This is a genomic window from Microbispora sp. H10836 (assembly GCF_012999525.1).
Taxonomy (GTDB): domain Bacteria; phylum Actinomycetota; class Actinomycetes; order Streptosporangiales; family Streptosporangiaceae; genus Microbispora.
The window spans coordinates 1-20,730 of the sequence record NZ_JABBWU010000011.1 but is presented as its reverse complement, the minus strand read 5'-3'; the positions used below and the strand labels follow the sequence as shown (position 1 = coordinate 20,730).

Below are 20,730 nucleotides of genomic sequence, written 5' to 3'. Positions count from 1 at the left end.
CACTGCGCCGGAAGGAACCTCCGGTCCTCGCGAAGTCCGCTCCGCTGGACCTTCGCTGCGGTCCTCGCTCCCTTCCGCTCCGCTCCCCCAACCGGCATGAGTGTGGACAGCGCCCTAGTCGGTCGTGATGCCCCTACTGCGCATCGCGTTGGCGGCCTCCGGTGCCATCGTGTCGATGATCCGCTCCAGGTCGTCGATCGTGGAGAACTCGACGACGATGCGGCCCTTCCGGCTGCCGAGGTCGACCTTCACCTTGGTCTCGAAGTGGTCAGAGAGCCGGTCCGCCAGGTCGCGGAGCGCCGGAGCGGTCGGCTTCTTCGCCCGAGGCTTACGCGGAGCCGGTCCCGCCGTCGCCTCGCCCAGGGCCACGATCTCCTCGACGGTCCGTACGGACAGCCCTTCCGCCACGATCCGGCTCGCCAGCCGCTCCTGAGCGGCGGGATCGTTGAGCGCGAGCAGCGCCCGCGCGTGCCCGGCGCTGATGACTCCGGCCGCCAGCCGGCGCTGCACCTCGGGCGGGAGGTTCAGCAGGCGCAGGGTATTGCTGATGTGCGAGCGTGACCGTCCCACCTTTTTGGCGAGCACCTCGTGGGTGGCACCGAAGTCGTCCAGGAGCTGCTGGTAGGCCGCAGCCTCCTCCAGCGCGTTCAGCTGCTCCCGCTGGAGGTTCTCGATGAGCGCCTCACGGAGCATCTCGTCGTCCTGCGTGCTCCGGACGATCGCGGGAATGCGGTCCAGCCCCGCGAGCTGCGAGGCGCGCCACCTCCGCTCCCCCATAATCAGCTCGAAGCGACCGCCGTCCACCGCACGAACGACGACCGGCTGCAGCAGGCCGACCTCCTTGATGGACGCCGCGAGTTCGTCGAGACGGTCCTCGTCGAACACCTCACGCGGCTGCCGCGGGTTCGGGGAGATGGAGTCGACCTCGATCTCCTGGAAGTAGGCGCCCTCCACGGGACGCAGTCCCGCCACGTCCATCCCCGGCACAGCCGTCGGTGGGCCGGCAGGCGAAACGCTCGCCATGGACGCCGGATCGACGATCGGTCCTGTGGGGATCAGAGCCCCAAGACCCTTGCCCAGTCCCCGACGCTGCTGGCTCACCGCTGCTCCCTCATACCCGCACAGAAGGCGGTGCCCAGCGACTCGGGGTCACTGGGCACCGGCACGCACACACCAGGAGAGAGTACCGCTGTGACGGCGTCCCCATGAGTCTCCGTGCATCGAGCTGTGTACAAACCCGCCCGACGCCCCGCATCGCCGGGGAGGAGCGGAGCGGGCGGGAGGGAGGACCGCAGCGAAGGCCCAGCGGAGCGGGCTTCGCGAGGACCGGACCTTCCGGCCGGCGCAGTGACGTCTCAGCACAGCGCATCCCATGGCCCTAAGCACTGCATGCTCCGGGACACCTGGATCGTGCCGCCTCGTCCGCGCGCCGTCGCCTTCCAGGCCTGTGCGCGCCGTCCGCGGCTCTGTGCGGCTCTGGGCGGCGTTGTCAGGCGCCGGCGAGGGCCGCCGCACGGTAGGCGATCTCGCGCGCGGCGCCCATGTACGCGAGCGCTCCGCTCGAGCCCGGGTCGTATGTCATGACCGACTGGCCGTAGCTGGGTGCCTCGGAGACACGGACGCTCCTGGGGATGACGGCGTCGAGCACGGTGTCGCCGAAGTGGGACCGCACCTCCTCGGCCACCTGAGAAGCGAGGCGGGTCCGGCCGTCGTACATCGTGAGGAGGATGGTCGTGACCGACAACGTCTGGTTGAGGTGCGCGCGCACCAGCTCGACGTTCTGCAGAAGCTGGGTGAGCCCCTCCAGGGCGTAATACTCGCACTGAATGGGGATCAGCACTTCCTGTGCCGCCGCCATGGCGTTCACGGTCAGCAGCCCCAGCGACGGCGGACAGTCGATGAGGATGTAGTCGAACTCCATCGCGTCGAACGAGGCCAGCGCCCGACGCAGGCGGGTCTCCCGGCCGACCATCGGAACCAGTTCGATCTCCGCGCCCGCGAGGTCGAGGGTGGCGGGAGCGCAGTACAGGTTCGGCATGTCGGGGACCGGCTTCACGATCTGCGACAGCGGCATGTCGTCCACGAGGACCTGATACACCGACGGCATCCCCGACCGGTGTTCCGTCGCCAGCGCGGTGGACGCATTGCCCTGTGGGTCGAGATCGAAAACGAGGACGCGCTGATCGTGCATGGACAGCGCGGCCGCCAGGTTGACGGCTGTGGTGGTCTTACCCACGCCGCCCTTCTGGTTGGCCACCGTCATCACGCGGCACCGGGAAGGCCGGGGCCAGGCCCCCTCATCGCGCGTCGAGTAACCGACGGAAGGCGCAGCCGCCTGCGGGGGTGCGGCTGTTTCACGTGAAACCACAGAACTCAGTGCCTCTCGTACCAGCGGCGAATCGCCAGGGCTAAGGGGGGTCTGGGACACGGTCGTCGTCCTTTCGACCGGCGCAGCAGAGGGACGAGGCCAGCCCACCCCGGAGGACCGGCCTGCTGTCGCGATCTCCCAGCGTAGGGGGAGCCGGGTCTCCGGCCAACCCAGGCCCGCTGTCACACCGACTGATCCGGCGTCCGCCACCGGCTCACCTCTTTCGTCGCCTCCGCGTGTCCGTTCGCGGTGACCGTCCGGCGACGACGCGAACGAGGGTCGCGGGCGGCTCGACCTTACCGTGCCCCACGGTGACCAACTCGACGTGCCTCACCCCGAACGCCTCCAACTGGGGACGGGCGGCGTCCAGTTCCTCCTGCGCCCGTTCGCCCTTCATCGCGAGCAGCTCCCCGCCCTCGTGCAGCAGCGGCATCGACCACGCCAGCAGCCGGTCGAGCGGCGCGACCGCGCGGGCCGTCGCCACATCGAAGACGCGCTTGCGCGCGAGTTCCTCCGCCCGCCCCCGCAGCACCTCCACGTTGTCGAGTTTGAGCGCCTCCACGCACTCGGACAGGAACACGGTCCGGCGCAGCAGCGGCTCCAACAGGGTCACCGTCACATCGGGGCGGACGATCGCGAGCACGAGCCCGGGCAGCCCCGCGCCCGAGCCGATGTCGACGAGGGTCGAGTCCGGCGGGACCGCCTCCTCCACGACCGCGCAGTTCAGCAGGTGCCGGTCCCAGATGCGGGACACCTCACGCGGCCCGAGGAGTCCCCGTACCACGCCCGGCCCGGCGAGCAACTCGGCGAACAGCCGGGCCCGCTCCAACGCCTCGCCGGTGAAGATCTCTCGCGCCACCGGGGGCGCCTCGGGCAGCTCGTTGCTCTCCGTCATCACTCACTCATTCATGAACGCTCTGGGCCAAGGGTAACCGTCCTTACCCCCTCGGCGACGGCCAGCCGTACATCCGGCGTCCGCCGGCCGGGAGGGGCAGGGACAAAGGCACGTACAGGACGGAAAAGCCGCCGGTCCCGGATGTGGGACCGGCGGCTTCCCCGCGTCGGAACTGTGAAAGGCGTCAGGCGGGCAGGACCACCACGAAGCGGCGGGGCTCTTCGCCCTCGGACTCGCTGCGCAGGCCCGCCGCCGCTACGGCGTCGTGCACGATTTTGCGCTCGAAGGGCGTCATCGGCTTGAGCGCCTTCGGCTCGCCGGTGCGCTTGACGTCGTCGGCCGCCGCGGCGCCTACCTTGGCGAGTTCGGCCCGGCGCCGCTCCCGATAGCCGCCCACGTCGAGCATGAGCCGCGAACGTTCCCCCGTCTGGCGGTGCACGGCCAGGCGCGTCAGCTCCTGCAGCGCCTCCAGCACCTCTCCGCCGGGACCCACGAGCTCATCGCCCTTGATGCCCACAATCGAGACGACGGCACGGTCTCCCTCGACATCCATGTCGATATCGCCGTCCAGGTCGGCGATGTCGAGCAGGCCCTCAAGGTAGTCCGCCGCGATCTCGCCCTCCTGTTCGAGGGCTTCGAGGTCGGGAGCAGGCTTGAGGGTCTCCTCAGCTTCGGTCACGTCCGGACTCTCCTTCTCCTACGACTTCTTGCTGCCGGTGCGCTTGCTGCGAGGCTGGCGCGTCGGCTGCTGACGGACGATCTTGGGGGCGGGTGCCGGCTCAGGCTGCTCCGCCGCCTTGGGCTTCCCCACCAGCCTGGTGAAGATCCCGTTCGTCGGCTCGGGAGTGGTGACGTTGCCCTTCTCGTCCACCACCGGCATGGGGTGGCGGCTGTAGAACCAGTGCTGCTGGCCGAGGGTCCACAGGTTGGTGGTCACCCAGTAGAGGATCAGACCGAGCTGGAAGTTCAGGCTGAAGACGGCGAACAGCGGCGAGATGTACATGAGGATCTTCTGCTGCTGCGCCATGGGGTTGTCCGGCATCTGCGCCATCGAGCGCTTCACGCTCTGCCGGACGGTGAGGAACGTGGTGAGCGAGCTGACGGCCACGAAGAGCGCCAGCACGATCTTCGTGATCAGCGGGTCGGCCCCGAACTGCTCGATGTCCGCCGCGCTCGTGAAGAAGGTCGCCGGCAGCGGAGCTCCGAAGACGTGCGCCTGCCGGGCGCTCTCCACGAGTTCCTTGGACATCCCGAAAACGGCCCGATCCTCGGCGATGGCCCGCAGCACGGTGAACATCGAGATGAAGATCGGGAACTGCGCGACGATCGGAAGGCAGCCCCCCAGCGGGTTGGCGCCGCCCTCCTGGTACAGCCGCATGACCTCCTGGTTCATGCGCTGCTTGTCGTTCTTGTACTTCTTGCGCAGCTCTTGGACCTTGGGCGCGAGCTCCTGCATCTTGCGCGACGAGCGCATCTGCTTCATGAAGAGCGGGAAAATCAACAGACGCATCAGCACGGTCAGCGTGATGATGGTCAGCGCCCAGTTGAGACCGCTGCTGGAGGGAATGAATGTGCTGTAGCCGGCGTGGATGTGGGTGATCACCCAGGCCACGGCCGTATACAGCCAGTTCAGGAATGGCAGCTCCACCGAGCTAGCTCCCTTGCGTTTCGTCGTGAGACCGGACTCGGCGTGGGGGCACCGGGTCGAAACCTCCAGGATGGAACGGGTGACACCGTCCGATGCGCCTGACGGTCAGCCATACCCCGCGCGCCGCTCCATGAACGGCGACGGCTTCCAACCCGTAGGCGCTGCAGGACGGTTCGAACCGGCACCTCGGCCCCAGCATCGGGCTGATGAAGGCGCGGTAGAACTTGATGAGCGCGAGCAGCACACGAGCGACCGGCCCGGTCGCGGGCCGGTCGGCCTCCCCGGGCACCACTGCCGGGGTCGGTTGCTGCGCTGTCATGACCGTCCATCCGTCGGGGCCCGGGAATCGGACCCGCGCCGCCGGAGTAAACGACTCAGCGCGACGTCGAGTTCGGCGGCCAGGTGCTCGCTGCGCGCGGACGCAGCCGGTGGATTGGCGCGTACCACCAGAAGGCTACCTCTCGGCAGCATCGGCAGGCGGTTCCGCACGAGGTGTCTCAACCTGCGCCTGACCTGGTTCCGCACCACGGCGCCACCGACCGCCTTGCTCACGACGAAGCCGACCAGCGGTGGCTCGTCGGCGTCGCGCAGGTTCAGGTGTGCGACCAGGGTGGGACACCCGGCGCGCCGCCCACGGCGAATCGCGTCGGCGAACTCGTCACCCCGCCGCATGCGGGACGCGGACGGCAGCACCGGGCCTTCCTCTATCGACGTACGGCCGCCCGCTCCGCTCGGCACGGGCGGGCGGCGTCTGGTTGTCAGACCGTCAGCTCGGCGCGGCCCTTGCGGCGGCGCGCGGCCAGGATGGCGCGGCCGGCCCGGGTGCGCATGCGCAGCCGGAAGCCGTGGGTCTTCGCGCGGCGACGGTTGTTCGGCTGGTAAGTACGCTTGCTCACGGGTGGGCTCCAGGCGTCAAGTACGTCCGCGGCGTTCCGCGGGCGCGGTGCATTCCATGGTCACGGCTCGTCAGATGCGCGGGCATGCGAAATAGCCGTCGCGTGATTAGCCGACCGGGACACGTTACGGGTCCACCGTACGTCAGGTCAAACCGGCACCCGTGCCGCCAAGCGAGTACGGCGAGCGACCATGGCCCATTAGGCTGTGGACAACGCCTTGAACGCAGGTTGCGCACACCGCTACTGTCGGCCGTCCGGCCCTTCCCCCCATCAGCGTGAATGTGCCCGGGGAGGACGCGCGGGCTGTGCACATCATGTGGATCATATGTGGATGGCATCCGGACGAGGGCCGGTGCCGCGAGGCGTACGGGACTGACACGACACGGATCGCGGCGGGCGAGCGGGGCCGCGCAACGGGAGGAGGGGCCGAGCCATGGAAGGCGTCGATCTCAACGCTGTATGGGCTCGGGCGCTCAGGACCCTGCTCGATGAGGGCGTCTCGGGGCAGCAGCGGGCGTTCCTGCAGATGACGCAGCCCTCCGGCCTCATCAACGACACGATTCTCCTGGCGGCCCCCAACGACTTCGCCAAGGAGGTCATCGAGGTACGCCTGCGCCCGCTGATCGTGCACGCGTTGTCGCAGGAGCTCGGCCGGCCCGTGCGGATCGCCGTGATGGTGGATCCCGGCGCCGGCATGTCCGCGCCGTCCGACCCCACCACCGCGCCGGCGGCCGACCACCGTCCACAGTTGCCGTCCACAGGTTATCCACAGGCCGGATCCCAGGCCACCCGCTTCCCCTTAGGCGAGGACGGCCCGATCCGGCGCGACGCCGAGCCGCACGGGCAGCACTATCCACAGGGCCAGCAGTATCCACAGCCTCCGCAGCACATGTCCCCGCCGGACCGCCCGCAGCGGCCCGGCGGCTACTCCCCCGAGCCGCCCGCGGCGCCCAAACCCGAGCCGGTTCCCGGGCCGGGCCCCGTCTCCGGGCCGGTGCCCGGCGCCGGGCAGAACCGCTGGGACGCCCGGGGCGGCCGCACCTCCGGCGAGCCGGCCCGGCTGAACGCCAAGTACACCTTCGAGACCTTCGTCATCGGCGCCAGCAACCGCTTCGCGCACGCCGCCGCCGTCGCGGTCGCCGAGGCCCCCGCCAAGGCGTACAACCCGCTGTTCATCTATGGCGACTCCGGGCTGGGCAAGACCCACCTGCTGCACGCGATCGGCCACTACGCGCAGAGCCTGTACGACGGCGCCCGGGTGCGGTACGTGAGCTCCGAGGAGTTCACCAACGACTTCATCAACTCCATCCGCGACCACAAGGCCGACGGGTTCCGCTCCCGGTTCCGCGCTGTGGACATCCTCCTCGTCGACGACATCCAGTTCCTCGAGGGCAAGGAGCAGACGCAGGAGGAGTTCTTCCACACCTTCAACACCCTCCACAACGCCAGCAAGCAGATCGTCATCTCCAGCGACCGGGCGCCCAAGCAGCTCGTGACGCTGGAGGACCGGCTGCGCAACCGGTTCGAGTGGGGTCTGATCACCGACGTCCAGCCGCCCGAGCTGGAGACCCGCATCGCGATCCTGCGCAAGAAGGCGATCCAGGAGGGCTTGGCCGCGCCGCCCGACGTGCTGGAGTACATCGCCAGCCGCATCGCGACGAACATCCGCGAGCTGGAGGGCGCGCTGATCCGGGTCACCGCGTTCGCCAGCCTCAACCGGCAGTCTGTGGACATCCAGCTCGCCGAGATCGTCCTCAAGGACCTCATCAGCGAGGACGCGAGCCCGGAGATCACCATCTCCCTCATCATGTCCACAACCGCCGAATACTTCGGCGTCTCGCTCGACGACCTGTGTGGAAGCTCACGCTCGCGGGCCCTCGTCACCGCCCGGCAGATCGCCATGTACCTGGCCCGTGAGCTGACCGACCTGTCCCTGCCGAAGATCGGCCAGCAGTTCGGCGGGCGCGACCACACCACCGTGATGCACGCGGAGCGTAAGATCCGGTCGCTCATGGCCGAGCGGCGCTCGATGTACAACCAGGTCAACGAGTTGACGACACGGATCAAGCAGCGCGCACGCAACGCTTAGTGCACAGCTGTGGATAACTCTGTGGATCAAAAATTCCGGCCCTCGGCGGCCGCGCTGTCGTTACCCAAACCATCTCCGGCTCTCCAACACGCCGTCCCCACTTGGGGACAACTTTGGGGAAAAGCTGGGGACTACTTGGGGAACACCCGTGGACGAGCTGGGGACGCCCTGTGCGTACTCGTCACAGCCGACTCGGCTGTCCCTTTTACCCCGTGGACAACCGGTGGAAACATGGTGGATTACTCGTGGACAGAGGGCCCTCCGCCTGGGGAACGGGTGTGGGGACAGCGGGACCACCCACAATCCACAGGGGGTCCGTCCACGTCTCCCCCACACCCGCAGTGGATGAATCAGCTCGCGTGAGCTGCGAAAATGCTCGACATCCACATATCCACACTGCCTAATGAGACGACTTGTATCTCTCCCTCTAAAGAACTCAAGAACCATAGAAGGGGTTCTGGAGGCACACAGGTGCGGGAGAGTGAAGACTTGACGAAGCAGCGACACCCAGGAGGCTGATCCACGTGATGTTCCGGATCGATCGCGACGTGCTCGCCGAGGCCGTGGCGTGGACGGCACGGAGCCTTCCGGCCCGTCCCTCGGTGCCGGTGCTCGCCGGCATGCGGCTTGAGGTGACCGACGACCAGCGGCTGAAGCTGTCGGGCTTCGACTACGAGGTCTCCGCCGAGGTGACCCTCGAGGTGCAGACCGGGGAGCCGGGCGTGGTCCTCGTCTCCGGCAAGCTCCTCGCCGAGATCACCCGCGCGCTTCCCGCACAGCCGGTCGAACTGGTTGTGGACGGAGCCAAGGCCGTCGTCACCTGTGGCAGCGCACGGTTCACACTCCTCACCATGCCTGTGGAGGACTACCCCTCCCTGCCGGCCATGCCCCCGGCCGCCGGACGGGTCGGCAGCGACGTGTTCGCCTCCGCGGTCGGACAGGTCGCCGTCGCCGCGGGCAAGGACGACACGCTCCCGATGCTCACCGGCGTACGGATGGAGATCGAGGGTGACACCGTGACCCTCGCCGCCACCGACCGCTACCGCCTCGCCGTACGCGAGCTGAAGTGGCAGCCCGAGCAGCCCGGCTTCCAGGCCGTGGCGATGATTCCCGGCCGTACGCTGGCGGACACCGCCAAGGCGCTGGGCGGCAGCGGCGCCGAGGTCGAGATCGCGCTCAGCTCGGCCGGCGGCACCGGCGAGGGCATGATCGGGTTCTCCAGCTCCGGACGGCGGACGACGACCCGCCTGCTCGACCCCGAATTCCCCAAGTACCGCTCGCTGCTGCCCACCGAGTTCTCCGCGCGCGCGGATCTGTCCACAGCCTCGTTCGTCGAGGCCGTCAAGCGCGTCGCTCTGGTCGCCGAGCGCAACACCCCCGTACGGCTGGCCTTCCGCGGCGGAGAGGTCGTCCTGGAGGCCGGGAGCGGCGACGAGGCGCAGGCCGTGGAGGCGCTGCCGGTCGAGTTCGACGGCGACGAGATCAACATCGCCTTCAACCACCAGTTCCTGCTGGAGGGCCTGGGGGCGATCGACTCCGACGTCGCGCGGCTCCAGTTCACCACGCCGACCAAGCCCGCCATCCTCACCGGGGGCAAGCCTGTGGACGACGGCGGGAGCGAGGACTACCGCTACCTCATCATGCCCATCCGGTTGTCCAGCTGACCCTGCCCTGACACCCCGGGCGTACGATCTCCTCCGGGCATGGACCCCCGATGCATGGGTACGCGTGCCTCCGTGGACGACGCAGAGGTGGAGGGGTGGCTCAGATGCAGATCGGCATGATCGGGCTCGGAAAAATGGGCGGGAACATGGCCGAGCGGCTGCGGCGCGGCGGCCACGAGGTCGTGGGCTACGACCGCGATCCCTCGGTCAGCGACGTCGGCAGCCTCAAGGACCTCGTGGAGAGGCTGCAGGCGCCGCGCGCGGTCTGGGTCATGGTCCCCGCCGGGGCGCCGACGCGGAGCACGATCGAGCAGCTGCGCGACCTGCTGTCGGAGGGTGACGTCGTCATCGACGGCGGCAACTCGCACTATCTGGACGACCAGCGGCACGCGGCCGACCTCGGCACCCACGGCATCGGCTTCGTCGACGTGGGCGTCAGCGGCGGCGTCTGGGGCCTGGACTACGGCTACGCGCTGATGACCGGCGGCGACGAGGAGCACGTCCGCCGGCTCACGCCGATCTTCGACACGCTCAAGCCCGAGGGCGAGGACGGCTACGTCCACGCCGGCGGCGTGGGCGCCGGTCACTTCGCGAAGATGGTCCACAACGGCATCGAGTACGGCATGATGCAGGCCTTCGCCGAGGGCTGGGAGCTGCTCGAGGCGAGCGACGCCGTGACCAACGTCCCCGAGACGTTCAAGAGCTGGCGGCACGGCACCGTCATCCGGTCGTGGCTGCTCGACCTGCTGGTGCGGGCGCTGGAGGAGGACCCCGACCTCACCGAGCTCAAGGGCTACGCGGAGGACTCCGGGGAGGGGCGCTGGACGGTCCAGGCGGCCGTGGACCATGCCGTGCCCCTGCCGGCCATCACGGCCGCGCTGTACGCCCGCTTCGCCTCGCGTCAGGCCGACTCCCCCGCGATGAAGATGGTCGCGGCACTGCGCAACCAGTTCGGCGGGCACGCGGTCGCCTCCATGGAGGGCCAGAGCGGCAAGGGCGCCGACGCCCCCGGCGCCGACGTCACCCCGCCGGTGGAGGCAGAGCGCTGACACGCGGCGCCGGTTCTCCACAGGCTGTGGATCACCGGCCCGCACTCGCCCGCTTCTCCACAGCGCGCCATGGTCGGGACACGAAGGCCGGGCACCGGCACTAGCCTGGCGGGGTGCACGTGGCGAGCCTGTCCCTCACCGACTTCCGGTCGTACCCGGAGGTCGAACTCGTGCTGGAACCTGGGGCGACGGCGTTCGTCGGGCCGAACGGGCAGGGCAAGACCAACCTGGTCGAGGCACTGGGCTACCTCGCGACCCATTCGAGCCACCGCGTGGCCACCGACGCGCCGCTCGTACGGCACGGCGCGCAGCGGGCGATCGTGCGCGGGGCGGTGGTCAGGGACGACCGGCGCGCGCTGATCGAGGTGGAGATCAACCCCGGCCGGGCCAACCGGGCCAGGGTGAACCGCTCGCCCGTCCCCAGGCCTCGCGACGCCCTCGGACTGCTGCGGACCGTGCTGTTCGCCCCGGAGGACCTCGCGCTGGTGAAGGGCGACCCGTCGGAGCGCCGCCGTTTCATGGACGACCTGCTCGTGGCCCGCGTCCCCAGGTTCGCCGGCGTGCGGGCCGACTACGAGCGCGTGCTCAAGCAGCGCAACGCCCTCCTCCGTACGGCCGCGGCGACGAGGGCGGGACGGCGGCGCGGCGGCCGCCGGCAGGAGGACGACGTGGCCTTCGCCGCGGCAGGCGCGGGAGACGTCATGAGCACGCTCGAGGTCTGGGACTCCCACCTTGTGCGTCACGGCGCGGAACTGCTCGCGGCGCGGCTGCGCCTGGTGGACGCGCTGCGCCCACTCGCGGCGAAGGCGTACGCCACTCTCGCCCCGTCGTCGGGACTCGCCGATCTCGAATACCGACCATCGGGGTTATCCACAGATATCCCCACCTTGGGGACAAACCGGGAACTGCTGGCCGAGCACCTGCGGGCGGGCCTCGCGGAGGCTCGCCAGGCCGAGCTCGAACGCGGGGTGACCCTCGTCGGCCCGCATCGCGACGACCTGCTGCTGCGGCTGGGCGAGCTGCCGGCCCGTGGCTACGCGAGCCACGGCGAGTCGTGGTCGTTCGCGCTCGCGCTGCGGCTGGCCGCCTACGACCTGCTGAGAGCGGATGGCGGCGACCCCGTGCTGATCCTGGACGACGTCTTCGCCGAGCTGGACGGCCAGCGGCGCAGGCGGCTCACCGAGATCGTCGCCCCGGCCGAGCAGGTGCTCATCACGGCGGCGGTGCCGGACGACGTGCCCCCCGAGCTGACCGGCGCCCGGTTCGACGTGATGGAAGGGAGCGTGTCCCGTGTCCGATGAGATATCCACAGCCGGTGGACAGTCGCCGCAGGGCTCGGTCGCGCGGGGCGCCGCGCTCGCGCGGGAGAAGCTGGCCCAGGCGAAGGCCGACGCGCTGAAGCGGGGACAGCTCCCGCGGAGCGAGCCGCGCCGCCGCTCCGGGTCGGGCGCCCCGCGGCGGGACTCCGGCGACCCGCTGCCGTTCGGGCGGGCGATCCGCGACCTGCTCGCCGCCCGGGGATGGGAACAGCCGGTCGCCGTGGGCGGCGTGTTCGGCCGCTGGGCGGAGATCGTCGGACCGGAACTGGCCGTCCACACGAGGCCGGAGAGTTTCGAGGACGGCGAGGTGCTGGTCGCCGCCGACTCCACCGCCTGGGCGACGCAGGTGCGGTTGCTCGCATCCACCCTGGTCAGGCGGCTGAACGAGGAGCTCGGCGACGGCACCGTGACCCGGGTCAAGGTGCACGGCCCCGGTGCCGGGCACCGCCCGGAGGGCGGCCTGCGCGTACGCGGAAGCCGCGGGCCCGGCGACACGTACGGCTGATCGCGGGGCGGTGAGCGTCTCCCGAGGCCCGTGACGAGCGTCGAACCGACCCGTGGAGAGCCCGAACCGGCCCAAAATCGCGTGTGAGGCCCCGACCCCCATTCCGTGTGGGGGGTGCTCGGAAACATGATCATCAAGCGACAGGGCATCACAGCCCCCGTGAATGCCACCTGTTGTCGGTCGGACCGGTAGAATGTAAACGGACTCAAGGACACGTCCGGTTTGCGTCACCCCGGCCTCACGGGCCGATTTTCCCTGGGTGCCGCATCGGGGCACTCACGACGGTGACGGGCAACGGCAGGGGCAGCCAATCCACGGTGCCGCCCGCCGCGTGTCCGCGGCAGGAGGATTTCGCACTTGTCCTACGACGCTAGCTCTATCACCGTTCTCGAAGGGCTGGAAGCGGTCCGCAAGCGCCCTGGCATGTACATCGGCTCCACCGGTGAGCGCGGGCTGCACCACCTGGTCCAGGAGATCGTGGACAACGCGGTCGACGAGGCGCTGGCCGGCTACAACGACCTGATCGAGGTCACCCTGCTCGCCGACGGCGGCGTGCGCGTGATGGACCACGGACGCGGCATCCCCGTGGGCATCGTCGCCGCCGAGGGCAGGCCCGCCGTCGAGGTCGTCTTCACCGTGCTGCACGCCGGCGGCAAGTTCGACAGCAAGTCGTACGCCGTCTCGGGCGGCCTGCACGGCGTCGGCGCGTCGGTCGTCAACGCGCTGTCGACGCGCCTGGAGGTCGAGGTCCGCACCGACGGCCACGTGTGGCGGCAGAAGTACCTGACGGCCAAGCCGACGGGGCCGCTGCAGAAGGGCGAGCCCACTGAGGACCACGGCACGACGATCAGCTTCTGGCCCGACCCGGCCATCTTCGAGACCGTGACCTGGAACTTCGAGACGCTCGCGCGCCGATTCCAGGAGATGGCCTTCCTCAACAAGGGCCTTACGATCAAGCTCATCGACGAGCGGCCCGACCACATCATCGACGGCGAGCCCAAGGTCGTCACGTACCACTACGAGGGCGGCCTGTCCGACTTCGTCAGCCATCTGAACTCCAAGAAGGACGCGATCCACAACTCGGTCATCGACTTCGAGGAGCACGGCGACGGCATCTCGGTCGAGATCGCGATGCAGTGGAACGCGTCCTACAGCGAGTCGGTCTACACGTTCGCCAACACGATCAACACGGCCGAGGGCGGCACCCACGAGGAGGGCTTCCGCGCGGCGCTGACGACCATCGTCAACCGGTACGCGCGCGAGCAGAAGTTCCTCAAGGAAGGCAAGGACGACAACCTCAGCGGCGACGACGTCCGCGAGGGCCTGGCCGCGATCATCTCGGTGAAGCTGGCCGACCCGCAGTTCGAGGGCCAGACCAAGACCAAGCTGGGCAACACCGAGGCGAAGTCGTTCGTCCAGAAGGCCTGCAACGACCACCTGCGCGACTGGTTCGAGCGCAACCCGGGCGAGGCCAAGGAGATCATCAACAAGTCGCTCCAGGCGTCCCGCGCCCGCATCGCGGCACGGCAGGCCCGCGACCTCACCCGGCGCAAGTCCCTGCTGGAGAGCGGCAGCGGCCTTCCGGGCAAGCTGGCCGACTGCCAGTGGTCGGAGCCGGAGAAGTGCGAGCTGTTCATCGTCGAGGGCGACTCGGCCGGCGGCTCGGCCAAGGGCGGGCGCGACCCGAAGTTCCAGGCGATCCTCCCGCTCCGCGGCAAGATCCTGAACGTCGAGAAGGCCCGGATCGACAAGGTCCTCAAGAACAACGAGGTCCAGGCGCTCATCACGGCCCTCGGCACCGGCGTGCACGACGAGTTCGACATCTCGAAGCTGCGTTACCACAAGCTGATCCTGATGGCGGACGCCGACGTGGACGGCCAGCACATCACCACGCTGCTGCTGACGCTGCTGTTCCGGTTCATGCGCCCGCTGATCGAGGCCGGGCACGTCTACCTGTCCCAGCCGCCGCTGTACAAGATCAAGTGGGACCGCAAGGGCGAGGACGCCTCGTACGCGTACTCCGACCGGGAGCGGGACGCGATCATCGAGGACGGCGTCGCCCGCGGCCGGCGCGACCCCCGCCTCCACGACGGTGTGCAGCGGTTCAAGGGTCTGGGCGAGATGAACGCCTCCCAGCTGTGGGACACCACGATGAACCCCGACACCCGGGTGCTGCGCCAGGTCACCCTCGACGACGCCGCCCAGGCCGACGACCTGTTCAGTGTGCTGATGGGCGAGGACGTCGAGGCCCGCAGGAACTTCATCATCACCAACGCACGCGACGTCCGCTTCCTCGACGTCTGAGCAGCGTGGCCGACCAGAAGGACTTTTCGTGACGGAAGTGAACACGCCGCCTGGGCCTCCCGCCGATCGCATCGAGCCGGTCGACATCCAGGCCGAGATGCAGCGCAGCTACATGGACTACGCGATGTCCGTCATCGTGTCCCGCGCGCTGCCCGACGTCCGCGACGGCCTCAAGCCCGTGCACCGCCGCGTGCTGTACGCGATGTTCGACGGCGGCTACCGGCCCGACCGCGGCTACTTCAAGTGCTCCCGCGTCGTCGGTGACGTCATGGGCTCCTACCACCCCCACGGCGACACGTCGATCTACGACACCGTCGTACGGCTCGCGCAGCCGTGGTCGCTGCGCTACCCGCTGGTCGACGGCCAGGGCAACTTCGGCTCGCCGGGCAACGACCCGGCCGCCGCGATGCGGTACACCGAGTGCCGCCTCGCGCCGATCGCCATGGAGATGCTCCGGGACATCGACAAGGAGACCGTCGACTTCCAGCCCAACTACGACGGGCGGTCGCAGGAGCCGGTCGTCCTCCCGTCGCGGTTCCCGAACCTGCTGGTCAACGGATCCGCTGGCATCGCGGTCGGCATGGCGACGAACATCCCGCCGCACAACCTCCGCGAGGTCGGCGAGGCCGTCAAGTGGGCGCTCGACAACCCAGAGGCCAGTGACGAGGAACTGCTCAACGGGCTGCTCGCGCGGGTCAAGGGCCCCGACTTCCCGACCGGCGCGCTGATCGTCGGCCGCCGCGGCATCGAGGACGCCTACCGCACCGGCCGCGGCTCGATCATCATGCGGGCCGTCGTCGAGGTCGAGGAGGACCCCAAGGGGCGGCAGTGCCTGGTCGTCACGGCCCTGCCGTACCAGGTGAACCCGGACAACCTCGCGCTCACGATCGCCGAGCTGGTCAGGGACGGAAAGGTCACCGGGATCGCGGACGTCCGCGACGAGACGTCGTCGCGCACCGGCCAGCGGCTGGTGATCGTGCTCAAGCGCGACGCGGTCGCCAAGGTCGTGCTGAACAACCTCTACAAGCACACCCAGCTTCAGACCACGTTCGGCGCGAACATGATCGCGCTGGTGGACGGCGTGCCGCGGACGCTGCGGCTCGACCAGTTCGTCCGCCACTACATCACGCACCAGATCGAGGTCGTGGTCCGGCGGACCCGGTTCCTGCTGCGCAAGGCGGAGGAGCGGGCGCACATCCTGCGCGGTCTGCTCAAGGCGCTCGACCGGCTCGACGACGTCATCGCCCTGATCAGGCGGTCGCCCTCGGCGGCCGAGGCGCAGGGCGGCCTGATGACGCTGCTGGACATCGACCAGGTCCAGGCGCAGGCCATCCTCGACATGCAGCTGCGCAAGCTGGCCGCGCTGGAGCGGCAGCAGATCCAGGACGAGTACGACGGCCTGATGACGCAGATCGCGGACTACCAGGACATCCTGGCCTCCGAGCCCCGGCAGCGCCGGCTCGTGTCGGAGGAGCTCGGGGAGATCGTCGCCAGGTACGGCGACGAACGGAAGACCGAGATCATCGCGTACGAGGGCGACATGTCCATCGAGGACCTGATCGCCGAGGAGGACGTGGTCGTCACGATCACGCGCGGTGGCTACGCCAAGCGGACGAGCACCGACCTCTACCGCGCCCAGCGGCGCGGTGGCAAGGGGGTCAGGGGAGCGCAGCTCCGCCAGGACGACATCGTGGAGCACTTCTTCGTCACCACGACGCACCATTGGCTGCTGGCCTTCACCAACAAGGGCCGGGTCTACCGCTTCAAGGCGTACGAGCTGCCGGACTCGGGCCGGGACGCCCGCGGCCAGCACCTGGCCAACCTGCTCGCCATGCAGCCCGACGAGCACGTGATGGAGATCCTCGACCTGCGGGACTACAACGTGGCGCCCTACCTGGTGCTGGCGACCCGTAGTGGCCTGGTGAAGAAGACGCGGCTGTCCGAATACGATTCGCCGCGATCCGGTGGCCTGATCGCGATCAACCTGCGCGAGGATGACGAGGTGATCGCCGCCCGTCTCGTCTCCGAGGGTGATGACCTGCTGCTCGTGTCGAAGAACGCGCAGTCGATCAGGTTCACCGCCTCGGACGACGCGCTGCGCCCGATGGGCCGGGCCACCAGCGGTGTGATCGGCATGCGCTTCGTCGACGGTGACGAACTTCTCGCGATGAACGTCATGAGCGACGGCGACGACGTGTTGATCGCGACCGAGGGTGGGTATGCGAAGCGGACACCCGCCGACCAGTACCCGGTCCAGGGCCGGGGCGGCAAGGGCGTACTGACAGCGAAGATCGTCAGCGCTCGTGGCAAGCTGGTCGGAGCCGTCATGGTGCGTCCCGAGGACGAGGTCTTCGCGATCACCTCTGCCGGCGGGGTGATCCGTACCAGCGCCGGCGAGATCAAGCAGTCGGGCCGCCAGACCATGGGCGTCCGCCTGATGAACCTGGCCGAGGGTGACAGCGTTGTGGCCCTCGCTCGCAACGCCGAGTCGTTGGAGACCGAGGACAACGGGGCAGGAGACGAGGCATGAGCGAGCGTAACGAGCGACTCGACAAGCACAGTGCGGCGTCCGGCGAGGGTGTGGCATGAGTGACACGGGCGGGCCGCGGACACCCGGCGGCAAGCAGAGACCGACGGGCGCCCGCCCGGCGTCGTCCCCGAATGGGGTTACCGCGCGGGCACACGATGGCGGTAGCGTCGCCAAGGTGGCTTCCGAAGGAGATGACGTGACCGCCGCCGACAAGGCGAAGGCCGACGACACCATGCGCATCAGGACCTCGGCCGCCGACCAGCCATGGAAGCGGCAGGCGGCCACGGACGGCGCGTCCGAGAACGGCAGGTCCGACACCGGCGGGGCGACCGCGCAGTATCCCCGCCCCACGGGCCTCGGTACGTCCACACCCCCTGTGGACAACGGACGCCCGCCTGTGGACAACGCCCGGCCCTCGGTGGACGGCGGTTCCGTACGCGGGCTGAGCTTCGGCCCCGCCGGGGATCGCGCCGAGCCCTCGAAGGAGAAGGACAAGAACAAGAAGTCCGGCTTGCGCCCGCCGCGCAAGGCCCACCTCGTCCTGCGCAGGATCGAGCCGTGGTCGGCGATGAAGTTCAGCTTCGTCGTGTCGCTGGTGTGCTTCGTCGTGCTGTTCGTGGCCGTCGCCGTGCTGTACGGCGTGCTGTCGGCACTCGGCGTCTTCTCCTCGATCACCGAGACCGTCACGCAGCTCACCACGAGCGGCGGCGCCGCCGGCAACGGGGTCGGCACCATCGACATCGGCAGCTGGTTCGAGCCGGTCCGCATCCTTGGGTACGCGGCGCTGCTGGGCGCGCTGAACGTCGTGCTCATCACCGCGCTCTCCACCCTCGGCGCGGTGATCTACAACATCTCCGCGGACCTCGTGGGCGGTGTCGAGGTCACCTTCAGCGAAGCCGAGTGACCCCGGGCCGCATGGTACGGCTGGCCGCCCCCACCCGAGCGGCCCGCCGTACGGAGGCGCGCTCGATGGCACGACCAGAGGCCCGGACACGGTAAGCTTTTCCTCGTTCGGAACGACGGATTCGCCACCGGAAACGGGATGCGGTAACGTTCGTTGCGCGGTGCGGGGCTATAGCTCAGTCGGTTAGAGCGCTTCCCTGATAAGGAAGAGGTCCCAGGTTCAAGTCCTGGTAGCCCCACCCAGCTCAAAGGTCGCTTTCCAATAACAGGAGAGCGGCCTTTTTGATCTTTGCGTGTCTATCTGCGTGACTAAGCTCCGTGGATCACGTGTTGAAGATCTGATCCATGACCACCGCGCCGCCCTGGAGAACGGGCCGGATCTGCTTCCGGTACACGAGTTCCGTCACGGCGGTGCTGCTGTGCCCGACGAGTCGAGAGATCTCTTCCAGAGGAACCCCGGAGTCAGACAGGAGAGATACGAAGCTGCGGCGCAGCTCGTGCTCGTCCCGGTGCTGCCGGAGCACGTCCACGCAGCGTTGAGGCAGCGCGAGTGTACGGCGAGACTTCCTGGTCTTGGTGTCTCCACCGGCCCGCACCGAACGCCAGACCGCTACATACGGCGGAACAGGAGGAGTCGCGTCCGGCAAGCCCTCCAAGTCCACGTGATCCCACGTCAACGCCCGAAGCTCCTCGGTTCGAGCACCGGTCAGCAGCGACACCACGACGTAGGCGTACAAGCTCCTGCCCTCAGCAGCCTCTAGAACCTCCTCGGCTTGCGCCACGGTCAGAGCCTTGGACGGACGGCCCTGCTGGCCCTGAGGCACACCCAACGGGCAGGGGCTGACTCCCGTAGCGGCACACCGCACCGTGGGCGTACCGGCTGCCGAAGGCCATCTAGTCGGCCTCGCTCACTTGCCTGGGGGAAGCCTGTGCCACTGGAGCCCGTGTCGGACTATCTGGCGGAGCCTTTGAGCGCGTCCGCCAAAGGGCGACAAGCACGATCGCGATTCCGACGGCGGACTCGCCGATGTAGGGGGTCCAATCATCGACGGCCCAGAGGAAGAAGAGCGGAGGCGGGAGGAGTTGGCGACCTTGTACAAGCGCGACAACCAAGATCTCACCAGCTACCAGTGCCCCCACGACAGGCCACAACGACCGGGGCCGACTGCGACCGATCCAGGCACCGGCCGCACCGAGAAGCGGTCCCGTAACGAAGCCACCAAGGAAGTAGAGGCGGTTGGCCTGTGCCTCCACGAGAAACTCGGTGAAATACCCTCCCCCGCCGAGATGACCGGCCAATACGGCCGTGAGAGCAGCATAGAAGCCGGTGAGTGCCACGAGGGTGCTGGTGAAACCCATGAGTGCCCCGCGCGGCACCGTCCGACAGTTCACTGCAGGGAGCAAAGCGACCAGAAGCCAGGGAGCACTCAGGTTGCCGATCCCGGCTCTCAGCCCAGTTTCGTCCCCCTTGAACAGCCCGGCCGCCACGCCGAAAGCCGCCGCAAGGAGGAGGCCGAACAACACCCGTCTCCCATTCATGACGCGAGCCTAGTCACCCTACGTCCACGGTTCACACGGCTGAGGTCTCGTTTCGGCTGGGCTGGAAGGTGCAAGGCTCCCCCGCCCCCGCTGCCCAGTCTTCGCGGCGACCGGAACCCGTCAAGTCCGGCAGGTGTCGGCAGGACGACCAGCGCGCACGGAAGGTCACCGGGAACATGGACACACGAAGCCGGACTTGACAGAACCCGGCCGACAGTCGCGATTCCTGGCAGCTATCGGGGGCGGGGGGCTGTGGTGCGTGACGAGCGTACGGCGGGACAGGGCAAACTCGCAGGTCAGTGGCTCAATCCTGCGTGACTAACTGCGTGACAACGTCAACGGACGACGCTGGACACTCGCGGACGACGACGGACGATCGCAGCAGGTAGCAGCCTCACGCGACCAGCCCGAACGAGCCCCCGGATTCCCTGATAAGGAAGAGGTCCCAGGTTCAAGTCCTGGTAGCCCCACCTCGATAGACGCCTCGAAGCGGTCAAGCTTCGGGGCGTTCTGCTGCAACGGGTACTGCAACAGACTCCGGGTACTGCAACAGACTCCGGGTACTGCAACAGACTCACTCGAATAGTCCCGTGACCCTCTTGAGGACATTCTCGCGGCTCTCGCGTCTCCCGTGCGTGTAGATCTCCATCGTCACCGAGATCCGGCTGTGCCCGAGGATCTCCATCGCGTCACGCGGCGCGACGCCGAGCTTCTTGAGCAAGGACGCGGCGGTGTGCCGGAGGTCGTCAACGCGGATCGGCCGGAGCTTGTGCGTCTCCACGATCCGGGCGAAGGACCGGGCGAGGTTGCGCGGTTCGATCGGCCTGCCCGATCTGGTGCCGGGCGTCTTCCGTCCTGCCTAGCAGCAGGACTTGCTCGCGCTCGCCGCCTCCTTTTCGGCGTCGTCGGTGGCGCGGCGGACGGAGTCGGTCTGCTTGGTGAGGGTGTCGGCGTCCGCCTTGACCACGTACACCTCCCAGGGCTCGCCGCCGGGGCCGTGGACCCACACCTTGTCCTGAAG

Annotated in this window: 19 protein-coding genes, 1 tRNA gene and 1 pseudogene; 9 read left to right on the top strand and 12 right to left on the bottom strand. The window is 68.7% G+C overall.

What is annotated here, in order from left to right:
- Positions 1–114: 114 nt before the first annotated feature.
- The 8 genes from HHX30_RS20575 to rpmH all read right to left on the bottom strand — a co-directional run bounded on the left by HHX30_RS20575 (position 115) and on the right by rpmH (position 5,807).
- Entirely contained in the window at positions 115–1,101 is a 987-nt protein-coding gene (locus HHX30_RS20575; RefSeq protein WP_169983604.1) for a ParB/RepB/Spo0J family partition protein, read from the bottom strand.
- 388 nt (positions 1,102–1,489) lie between these two features.
- Positions 1,490–2,263, bottom strand: a complete 774-nt coding sequence (locus HHX30_RS20570; RefSeq protein WP_169983603.1) for a ParA family protein — start codon at positions 2,261–2,263, stop codon at positions 1,490–1,492.
- Positions 2,264–2,582: 319 nt separating this feature from the next.
- Positions 2,583–3,263: a 16S rRNA (guanine(527)-N(7))-methyltransferase RsmG gene (gene rsmG, locus HHX30_RS20565; protein ID WP_169983602.1), complete on the bottom strand. Its 681-nt coding sequence runs from the start codon at positions 3,261–3,263 to the stop codon at positions 2,583–2,585.
- A 184-nt stretch (positions 3,264–3,447) separates the two neighbouring features.
- Positions 3,448–3,942 (bottom strand): R3H domain-containing nucleic acid-binding protein, encoded by a 495-nt coding sequence (locus tag HHX30_RS20560; protein ID WP_169983601.1) that lies wholly within the window; start codon positions 3,940–3,942, stop codon positions 3,448–3,450.
- A gap of 18 nt (positions 3,943–3,960) precedes the next feature.
- Complete coding sequence (yidC, locus tag HHX30_RS20555; RefSeq protein WP_169983600.1) at positions 3,961–4,911, bottom strand: membrane protein insertase YidC; 951 nt, start codon at positions 4,909–4,911, stop codon at positions 3,961–3,963.
- A 4-nt stretch (positions 4,912–4,915) separates the two neighbouring features.
- A complete protein-coding gene (yidD, locus tag HHX30_RS20550; protein WP_169983599.1) occupies positions 4,916–5,230 on the bottom strand; it encodes a membrane protein insertion efficiency factor YidD in 315 nt (104 codons plus the stop codon).
- On the bottom strand, positions 5,227–5,604 hold the full coding sequence (gene rnpA / locus HHX30_RS20545) for a ribonuclease P protein component (RefSeq protein ID WP_169983598.1): 378 nt from the start codon (positions 5,602–5,604) through the stop codon (positions 5,227–5,229). The genes yidD and rnpA overlap by 4 nt, the downstream gene beginning before the upstream one ends.
- Before the next feature lie 65 nt (positions 5,605–5,669).
- Positions 5,670–5,807, bottom strand: a complete 138-nt coding sequence (rpmH, locus tag HHX30_RS20540; RefSeq protein ID WP_015772801.1) for a 50S ribosomal protein L34 — start codon at positions 5,805–5,807, stop codon at positions 5,670–5,672.
- Positions 5,808–6,240: 433 nt separating this feature from the next.
- Here rpmH and dnaA point away from each other — a divergent pair, with 433 nt between their 5' ends.
- The 9 genes from dnaA to HHX30_RS20495 all read left to right on the top strand — a co-directional run bounded on the left by dnaA (position 6,241) and on the right by HHX30_RS20495 (position 18,409).
- On the top strand, positions 6,241–7,896 hold the full coding sequence (gene dnaA / locus HHX30_RS20535) for a chromosomal replication initiator protein DnaA (RefSeq protein WP_169983597.1): 1,656 nt from the start codon (positions 6,241–6,243) through the stop codon (positions 7,894–7,896).
- Between the two features lie 524 nt (positions 7,897–8,420).
- A complete protein-coding gene (gene dnaN, locus HHX30_RS20530) occupies positions 8,421–9,560 on the top strand; it encodes a DNA polymerase III subunit beta (protein ID WP_169983596.1) in 1,140 nt (379 codons plus the stop codon).
- A 50-nt stretch (positions 9,561–9,610) separates the two neighbouring features.
- Entirely contained in the window at positions 9,611–10,609 is a 999-nt protein-coding gene (gene gnd, locus HHX30_RS20525) for a phosphogluconate dehydrogenase (NAD(+)-dependent, decarboxylating) (protein WP_169983595.1), read from the top strand.
- A 113-nt stretch (positions 10,610–10,722) separates the two neighbouring features.
- Entirely contained in the window at positions 10,723–11,910 is a 1,188-nt protein-coding gene (recF, locus tag HHX30_RS20520) for a DNA replication/repair protein RecF (RefSeq protein WP_169983594.1), read from the top strand.
- Positions 11,900–12,433 (top strand): DciA family protein, encoded by a 534-nt coding sequence (locus tag HHX30_RS20515; RefSeq protein ID WP_311922639.1) that lies wholly within the window; start codon positions 11,900–11,902, stop codon positions 12,431–12,433. The genes recF and HHX30_RS20515 overlap by 11 nt, the downstream gene beginning before the upstream one ends.
- A gap of 357 nt (positions 12,434–12,790) precedes the next feature.
- Positions 12,791–14,737, top strand: a complete 1,947-nt coding sequence (gene gyrB, locus HHX30_RS20510) for a DNA topoisomerase (ATP-hydrolyzing) subunit B (RefSeq protein ID WP_169983593.1) — start codon at positions 12,791–12,793, stop codon at positions 14,735–14,737.
- Positions 14,738–14,765: 28 nt separating this feature from the next.
- Positions 14,766–17,267, top strand: coding sequence for a DNA gyrase subunit A (gyrA, locus tag HHX30_RS20505; protein WP_169983592.1), 2,502 nt, complete (start codon positions 14,766–14,768; stop codon positions 17,265–17,267).
- A 196-nt stretch (positions 17,268–17,463) separates the two neighbouring features.
- On the top strand, positions 17,464–18,171 hold the full coding sequence (locus HHX30_RS41795) for a DUF3566 domain-containing protein (protein ID WP_310741776.1): 708 nt from the start codon (positions 17,464–17,466) through the stop codon (positions 18,169–18,171).
- Between the two features lie 164 nt (positions 18,172–18,335).
- Positions 18,336–18,409: transfer RNA gene (locus HHX30_RS20495), tRNA-Ile, on the top strand.
- Between the two features lie 84 nt (positions 18,410–18,493).
- On the opposite strand, the gene HHX30_RS20490 is transcribed toward HHX30_RS20495, so the two are convergent.
- From HHX30_RS20490 to HHX30_RS41790, 4 genes and pseudogenes are all read right to left on the bottom strand, one after another.
- On the bottom strand, positions 18,494–18,952 hold the full coding sequence (locus HHX30_RS20490; RefSeq protein WP_211592356.1) for a site-specific integrase: 459 nt from the start codon (positions 18,950–18,952) through the stop codon (positions 18,494–18,496).
- A gap of 112 nt (positions 18,953–19,064) precedes the next feature.
- A complete protein-coding gene (locus HHX30_RS20485; RefSeq protein WP_169983591.1) occupies positions 19,065–19,709 on the bottom strand; it encodes a hypothetical protein in 645 nt (214 codons plus the stop codon).
- Between the two features lie 574 nt (positions 19,710–20,283).
- Positions 20,284–20,529, bottom strand: a complete 246-nt coding sequence (locus HHX30_RS20480) for a tyrosine-type recombinase/integrase (RefSeq protein ID WP_169983806.1) — start codon at positions 20,527–20,529, stop codon at positions 20,284–20,286.
- Between the two features lie 39 nt (positions 20,530–20,568).
- A pseudogene (locus HHX30_RS41790) lies at positions 20,569–20,730 on the bottom strand (glyoxalase/bleomycin resistance/dioxygenase family protein); the annotation flags it as partial.

Bases quoted from the DNA above. Each gene is read 5' to 3' on its own strand.
- gnd (WP_169983595.1), top strand. From the start codon at position 9,611: ATGCATGGGTACGCGTGCCTCCGTGGACGACGCAGAGGTGGAGGGGTG.
- rsmG (WP_169983602.1), bottom strand. From the start codon at position 3,263: ATGACGGAGAGCAACGAGCTGCCCGAGGCGCCCCCGGTGGCGCGAGAG.
- HHX30_RS20570 (WP_169983603.1), bottom strand. From the start codon at position 2,263: ATGACGGTGGCCAACCAGAAGGGCGGCGTGGGTAAGACCACCACAGCC.
- yidD (WP_169983599.1), bottom strand. From the start codon at position 5,230: ATGACAGCGCAGCAACCGACCCCGGCAGTGGTGCCCGGGGAGGCCGAC.
- dnaA (WP_169983597.1), top strand. From the start codon at position 6,241: ATGGAAGGCGTCGATCTCAACGCTGTATGGGCTCGGGCGCTCAGGACC.
- HHX30_RS20485 (WP_169983591.1), bottom strand. From the start codon at position 19,709: ATGAATGGGAGACGGGTGTTGTTCGGCCTCCTCCTTGCGGCGGCTTTC.